The 6,359-nt window shown below is 59.6% G+C and carries 9 protein-coding genes; 1 reads left to right on the forward strand and 8 read right to left on the reverse strand.

Annotated elements, in window-relative coordinates; translation table 11 throughout:
- Nucleotides 1–27 precede the first annotated feature (27 nt).
- On the reverse strand, nucleotides 28–708 hold the full coding sequence (gene rsmG, locus ACBG85_RS28955) for a 16S rRNA (guanine(527)-N(7))-methyltransferase RsmG (protein ID WP_019746204.1): 681 nt from the start codon (nucleotides 706–708) through the stop codon (nucleotides 28–30).
- Between the two features lie 722 nt (nucleotides 709–1,430).
- Between rsmG and ACBG85_RS28960 the strand changes: the two genes are divergently transcribed.
- Nucleotides 1,431–1,628, forward strand: a complete 198-nt coding sequence (locus ACBG85_RS28960; RefSeq protein ID WP_064688062.1) for a hypothetical protein — start codon at nucleotides 1,431–1,433, stop codon at nucleotides 1,626–1,628.
- Between the two features lie 235 nt (nucleotides 1,629–1,863).
- Here ACBG85_RS28960 and ACBG85_RS28965 read toward each other — a convergent pair whose 3' ends face one another.
- The 7 genes from ACBG85_RS28965 to rpmH form a co-directional block, all read right to left on the reverse strand.
- On the reverse strand, nucleotides 1,864–2,355 hold the full coding sequence (locus ACBG85_RS28965; protein WP_372025740.1) for a DUF6301 family protein: 492 nt from the start codon (nucleotides 2,353–2,355) through the stop codon (nucleotides 1,864–1,866).
- Between the two features lie 255 nt (nucleotides 2,356–2,610).
- Nucleotides 2,611–2,937, reverse strand: a complete 327-nt coding sequence (locus ACBG85_RS28970) for a hypothetical protein (RefSeq protein WP_054781443.1) — start codon at nucleotides 2,935–2,937, stop codon at nucleotides 2,611–2,613.
- A gap of 119 nt (nucleotides 2,938–3,056) precedes the next feature.
- Nucleotides 3,057–3,620, reverse strand: a complete 564-nt coding sequence (locus ACBG85_RS28975; RefSeq protein WP_003942504.1) for a protein jag — start codon at nucleotides 3,618–3,620, stop codon at nucleotides 3,057–3,059.
- A gap of 20 nt (nucleotides 3,621–3,640) precedes the next feature.
- Nucleotides 3,641–4,747 carry a membrane protein insertase YidC gene (yidC, locus tag ACBG85_RS28980; RefSeq protein WP_003942570.1) on the reverse strand — a complete coding sequence of 369 codons (1,107 nt, stop codon included), beginning with the start codon at nucleotides 4,745–4,747 and terminating at the stop codon, nucleotides 3,641–3,643.
- Between the two features lie 4 nt (nucleotides 4,748–4,751).
- Complete coding sequence (yidD, locus tag ACBG85_RS28985; protein WP_007729147.1) at nucleotides 4,752–5,132, reverse strand: membrane protein insertion efficiency factor YidD; 381 nt, start codon at nucleotides 5,130–5,132, stop codon at nucleotides 4,752–4,754.
- Nucleotides 5,129–5,509, reverse strand: a complete 381-nt coding sequence (gene rnpA, locus ACBG85_RS28990; RefSeq protein ID WP_003942450.1) for a ribonuclease P protein component — start codon at nucleotides 5,507–5,509, stop codon at nucleotides 5,129–5,131. Before rnpA ends, yidD begins: the two co-directional genes overlap by 4 nt.
- A gap of 26 nt (nucleotides 5,510–5,535) precedes the next feature.
- Entirely contained in the window at nucleotides 5,536–5,679 is a 144-nt protein-coding gene (rpmH, locus tag ACBG85_RS28995; RefSeq protein WP_003942540.1) for a 50S ribosomal protein L34, read from the reverse strand.
- Between the last annotated feature and the right edge of the window lie 680 nt (nucleotides 5,680–6,359).

Genomic DNA, 6,359 nt, shown 5'->3' on the forward strand with positions numbered 1-6,359 from the left:
TGCTCTCGATTGCATGCGTGTAAATCATCAACGCTGGCGGCGCTTCGGGAGACGTTCGGCCTTCACCACAACAGTGGGGGTGCGGAGAATCTTGGCTCCGCATTCGAGTATTTCCAACTTACCTGCGCCCAACTTGGTGAGCGCCGTACGGTCTCGCTCGATCTCCTCGGCGGCGCTCGAACCCTTGAGTGCCAACATCCGGCCGTGCTCGTGAATGAGTGGGAGGGACCAACGTGCGAGCTTCTCGAGAGGCGCCACAGCTCGCGAGGTGACTACATCCGCGCCGCCCGCTTCCTTCACAACACCCGATTCCTCGGCTCGCCCTCGGACAACCAATACGTCCAATCCGTTGGACTCGATGAACTCCGCGAGGTACACCGAGCGTCGAAGCAACGGTTCGACCAGAGTCACCTTCAAGTCCGGGCGGGCGATTGCGAGAGGGATACCGGGTAGGCCGGCGCCGCTTCCAACGTCCACAACCGACTCGCCTTCGGCAATCAACTCACCGATGACGGCGCAATTGAGAAGGTGACGCTCCCACAGTCGAGGGACTTCACGGGGACCAATGAGCCCGCGCTCGACACCATCCGTCGCCAGGGATTGGTAATACCGTTCCGCGATCTCATATCTGTCACCGAACACTGCGCGCGCAGTCTCTTGTTCGTCCCAGTCAACCGACGCCGCACCATTCTGTTCCACGTGAAACATCCTCCCGCGTAAACCGCGAAATCAACAATCAAGACCGAAATCATTATCCGCTCTGGAGCCGACATGTGTTCGCTTCTGCACACCGACTCGCTGTGAGTCTGCCGACTCGTTCATTCTTTGGGAAGTATTCGGCCCAAAATTCAAGCGGGGGAGGGGAGGGGTTCACGTTCCACGTGAAACATTGCGCTGAAAAATCTTCCAATTCTGACGCGTTTCACGTGAAACATAGCCGGGCGATCGAATGCAGATAGGAGCGCAATTCTTAGTATCATCACAGTGACGAAACTGCCATGGGTAGTTACATGGATGGAATTCTGACCCAAAAAGACCAATTTTCGGTAAAAAAGTCGTTGCAAAGATCGCCGGCGACCGACTGCAGAACGGACTCGGTCAGTCAGATCCTCTCTGTAGGTCGACTCGGAAAACAGACTTCGATTCCAGAACTCGGACAGCTTCGGTATCTCATCGCCGGACGTTGCGAGCCATACATCCGTCGCTCGACACTCCTGTTGCGGGACGCCGGAGGCTTGGCATCGCAAACCGCGAATCAATCCAAGGAGCTTCGCACCACAGGATGCGCATGGAGAGTTCGCCTTCGATGTGGATACCGGTGTCGGCGGGAAGATCAAAGTCGAGCAGGGGACCTGCCCGATGCGCAGGATGAATTCCTGCGCCTGGACTCGAGAGCGCTGCAGGCTCTGCGCGATTAAGATCCGCGCTTGGTGCGGGAGTTGTTGGACGGCAAGGACTACCTGTTGGTGCATACCGAACCCGGAACCAACAAGATCACCGCTTACGAGTTCGATCCGGGCACAGCGAAGTCCTTCCACCTCGAACAGTCCGGATCCGCCCTCATGACGAGACCAGCAGCAGGTGTGGGCGCGACGCCGATCGCACACCCCGCGAGTCAACCGAACTGAAGGCGGTCCCATGATTACCCCGACGCGGTCCGCAGTGTATGGACCGGAGCCCGTGTAGGCGATGTCGATTCCGGTTTGCTTGGCAAAGTAGTCGCCGCCGATCTCACCCCGAAGCCCGCAACAACATCATCGACTTTGCGTGGCGACGAAGCCCATTCGATGTGAGTGGTCCGATTCGTGTGAGGAGCGCGCAAACCTGTTCCCGCACCGGATGCGATCTCGCCGACCTCGATCGCTAGTCCTCGTCCTCGTACTCCGGTTCGGGCTCATCCACCCATGCCTGATATCCCGGACTCGTCAGACGCAAATCGATCGCATTGACACCCAGGTGCAGTGAAATGACCGCTTTCGGCAGGTCCCACCGGAGAGCTGTCTTTGGTTCGGGTTCGGCGCTCGTGGCTTTCCCCAGGAGTGCGGTAAATGCCACATCGAGGTTCGTGAACCCTTCGTCCAGCAGCGGGCGCACCACTGTCATGGGCGTAGCGTCATCTGCCACGTCCGTGACGAAGATCGAGATCCAATTCATTCTGTGTTGCCGCCCGAACATTATCGATTCGGACTGACCAACACGGAGGCCGGTCCGAATCGAGGCGCCGGTTTGATCCAATTCAACGAGCTCCCATCCAGCCTGTGCGCAGAAGGGTTCCAGGTCGTCGACGGACCAGGTCCAGTCAAATTCTGCGGCGAGGCGGGCAATCCGGGTGGCGCCTTCGATGTCGACGTGCATGTGCGGATGCTACTTCCTTCGTGATCGTTGTTGACGACGCCCCAATCCGGGGGCCGTCAAAGTGAGGGCTCGCGGGTTGTCGGTCATCGGATGCCAGCGCCGAGGTGGCGACCTTGCCAGCAGGCCTGACGACGTCAGGTCGGGGATCCATTGTGGTGGCAATCTGAGTCGGAGTTCGAGGGCTCGGGCAACAACCATCGATCCGGTTTCACGTGAAACGAAGGCCGACTATTCGGTCTGGGGGAGGGGAGGGGCTCACATGTAGTACGGCATGTTGTCGATCGAATATCCGAACATGCACAGTGCACCCCCGACGAACAAGAAGGCAATCGCGAAGCTGAGCATGACCGGTCTTCCGGATCGCCATGCCAGTGCAAGTGGAATGAATACGACGGCGACTACTCCCAGCGGCAACAACCAGCAGAGCCAATACTTCAGACCGCCCGGCGGAAAGGACTGGACTTCCATCTTCTGCTGTAGTTCGAAGACCACGGGCCAATAGCTCAGGCCGCACACGAGCATCCCTATCAAGGCCCCAAGGGTCATCAATCTGAGAGAGAATCCGGACCGCTCGTTGGACATGTCGACAACGATAGGCAGACCTTCACCGTGGCGCCGGATTCGGTTTCACGTGAAACACTCTCGGACACAAAAGCGGGCCCCGGAAAATCCGGGGCCCGCATTCGATCAGGGGGGGAGTGTCAGTCCTTGAGGACAACCACTCGACGAGACGGCTCAGCGCCTTCGCTCTCGCTGGAAACACCGGCGACCTTGGCGACGGCGTCGTGCACGATCTTGCGTTCGAACGGCGTCATCGGAGCAAGCTCTTCGCGTTCGCCGGTCTCGAGAACACGCTGTGCAGCTTCCGCACCGAGAGCACTGAGTGCCTCGCGCCGGCCCGCACGCCACCCGGCGATGTCGAGCATCAAGCGGCTGCGCTCTCCGGTCGACTGCTGAACTGCCAGACGAGTCAGCTCCTGGAGTGCATCCAGAACCTCACCCTTGCGTCCCACGAGCTTGGTCAGGTCGTCGCCGCCGTCGATGCTGACGATCGCCCGATCGCCCTCGACGTCAAGGTCGATGTCTCCGTCGAAATCGAGAACGTCGAGCAACTGCTCGAGGTAGTCGCCGGCGATCTCGCCCTCTTCGATCAGGTCGTCATCGGAATCGTCGATGTCTACATCCACATCGGTAACCGGCGCAGTGGTCTCGGTGCTCACGTCTGCGTTCTCTCCATCCACAACGATGTCAGCTTCACTGGACATTGGTCGTTCTCTTTCCTGGATCAGCGCCGTTTATTGCGCTTGGGGGAGTTGCCGCGGTTGCTCTGTGGCCGGTTCTGTTTCGGTTTCGACGTGGAACCACCACTGGAACCCGAGGGCTTCGGCTGTGGCTTCTTGAGCGAAACTTCCGGGGCGTCACCGTCGTCGTCGGCTGAATCCGCGGTCTTCAGCGCAGCCGGAGATCCCTTCTTCTTGCTGGGATCGGGACGGGCACCGGGCTTGGGCGCATTGTCGTTGCGGCGAGTGATCGCTTCCTGCTTCTTGGCTTCTTCTTCCGCGTCGATCTTGCGGAAGACGAGGTGCTGCTGACCGTAGGTCCAGATGTTGTTCGACACCCAGTACAGGAGGATCGCGATCGGAAGGAACGGTCCACCGACCAGAACACCGAGCGGGAAGACGTACAGGGCGAGCTTGTTCATGATCGCGGACTGCGGGTTCGCGGCAGCTGCTTCGCTCTGACGGGCAACAGAAGCGCGTGAGTTGAAGTGCGTCGCGATGCTGGCGATGATCATCAGCGGAGCGGCCACGAGGATGATGTTCAGCCGTGACGGAAGCTCGGGAACGTTCTCGGTGACGTAGGCCTGAAGCTGCGCAACCGGCGTCGTGATCGCGGCCGAGATGGGCGCGCCGAACAGACGAGCATCCAGGAACGACTGGACGTCAGTGGCCGAGAAGACGTAGTTCGGGGTGTTGAGGTTGTCCTCGGCGCTCATGCCCAACTGGCCCATGCCGGTGCCGGTGCGGTTGAACGAGCGCAGGACGTGGAACAGACCGATGAACACCGGAGCCTGAGCCAAGACCGGGAGACAGCCCATGATCGGGTTGAATCCGTGCTCCTTCTGGAGCTTCTGCATCTCGACGGCCTGGCGCTGACGGTCGCCCGAATACTTCTTCTGCAATGCCTTGATCTGTGGCTGCAGTTCCTGCATCTGACGCGTCGTGCGGACCTGCTTCACGAACGGCTTGTACAGAACCGCACGCAAGGTGAACACCAGGAACACCACGGAAAGCGCCCAGGCTATTCCGTTGTCCGGGCCGAGAATGAACCCGAAGACCTTGTGCCAGACCCACAGAATCGCGGATACCGGATAGTAGATGAAATTGAGCACGGCTCTAAGTACTCCTCTGTTCGTCCGTCGGACTGTGACACGCTGCGCGTGCTTCCGGACAGCTATGGCGGCTACCCGCATCACGGTCACGACGGGCAGGGACAGGGTCCCACCCTCCAGAATGCCAGGGGGCACACTTCGCCAACCGCACCACAGTCAAGAAAAGGCCTTTGATCGCCCCGTGAGTGCGCAGCGCTTCGACTGCGTATTCACTGCAGGTGGGGGTGAACCGGCAGGTCGGCATCCTCAAGGGCGACACATACGTCCGGTACAACTCGATACAGAAGATGAGAACAGTGGCGGGAGCGCGACGCACAGCCTTCAACACCGTGATGACACGGGAGGCTCTGGGAGTCTCGATCTGCTCAGAGAGCGGAGTACTCATGGCTCTTCACTTACCGACACCAATAGGTTCATTTTGGTCAGGCCCCCGCGCAACTGCTTGGCCAGTTCGGCTGAACTGGCGGTAGCTGCACCCGGAAGTGCGCGGATAACCACGTCCGTCTCCGGCGAAACCTGCCCGACGAAATCTGCACAGATATGACGAAGCCGGCGTGCGACTCGATGTCGAATCACCGCCGGCCCGACAGCCTTGCTCACGATCAGCCCGAAACGGGGACCGTGATTTGTTACTACCAGCGCCTCTACTTGCTCGCGATCGAACGCGTGCACGACAAGGTCGCGTCTTCCCATACGACGTCCACGTCGCACCGCCACGGAGAAATCCGCGTGGCGACGCAACCGGAACGGCTCAGGCAACACCCCGAGCTCCTGAACTCGAAATCAGATCAGGCGGTGAGGGAATCGCGGCCCTTACGGCGACGCGCCGAAACGATTGCACGACCCGCACGGGTACGCATACGAAGACGGAAGCCGTGAACACGCGCGCGGCGGCGATTATTCGGCTGGAACGTCCGCTTGCCCTTGGCCACGGTCAACACTCCTCGAAGTTCATTGACGCCTCCCGGCGTCATTCAGTGATCGACGCCTTACGGCGCCTTTGGATACAACAGGTACAGAACAATCAGCTTCACTCGTTGTGGCTTGGAAGACCGTTCCGACCTGACATATGTAGCCAGCACGAAGCGATCACCACCAGCGGGTGACCGTTCGAGGTTACTTACCACCGTTGCCAAGGTCAAACCAGCCCGATTCAGGGCCCTCCCGCGGCAACTGCGGCGACACGCCGACACTTCCATTATTCCGAAGATTCCGTTCGCGGTGTGCATACGGCCGTGACCTCGAGCGAGGCGGCAAGTGTGACCTTGGCAACAGTTCCGCTACGGAACGCAGGTGGCCCGAAGGCAACCCGGACAGTTCCAACCGCGCACGCTCTCGACAAGGCCTCATCAGCACATACGGGCACGAGCACCGGACGCGACCCCGAATCCCGAGTTTCCACATTCATCCACAGGGCTGTGAGTGTTGACGCATCCCCGACACCAAGTGGCGAACGCCTCGAGTTCCGACAAAGTTGCAGGTAGATCAATTTCTCGGTCACTTTGACGAATTTGGTTGACGAAAAAACCGACTCGGTGCAGGTTTGTCCACATCTGTGGATAATTGTGTGGAAACACAGCCCAGGTGGCATATTCGTAGCCTGTTACGGGGT

The sequence above is a fragment of the Rhodococcus sp. NyZ502 genome (genome assembly GCF_041464245.1).
Lineage (GTDB): Bacteria > Actinomycetota > Actinomycetes > Mycobacteriales > Mycobacteriaceae > Rhodococcus_F > Rhodococcus_F qingshengii.

Coding starts and splice junctions, on each gene's coding strand:
- rsmG (WP_019746204.1), bottom strand. CDS start 708: ATGTTTCACGTGGAACAGAATGGTGCGGCGTCGGTTGACTGGGACGAA.
- ACBG85_RS28965 (WP_372025740.1), bottom strand. CDS start 2,355: ATGCACGTCGACATCGAAGGCGCCACCCGGATTGCCCGCCTCGCCGCA.
- ACBG85_RS28970 (WP_054781443.1), bottom strand. CDS start 2,937: ATGTCCAACGAGCGGTCCGGATTCTCTCTCAGATTGATGACCCTTGGG.
- ACBG85_RS28975 (WP_003942504.1), bottom strand. CDS start 3,620: ATGTCCAGTGAAGCTGACATCGTTGTGGATGGAGAGAACGCAGACGTG.
- yidD (WP_007729147.1), bottom strand. CDS start 5,132: ATGAGTACTCCGCTCTCTGAGCAGATCGAGACTCCCAGAGCCTCCCGT.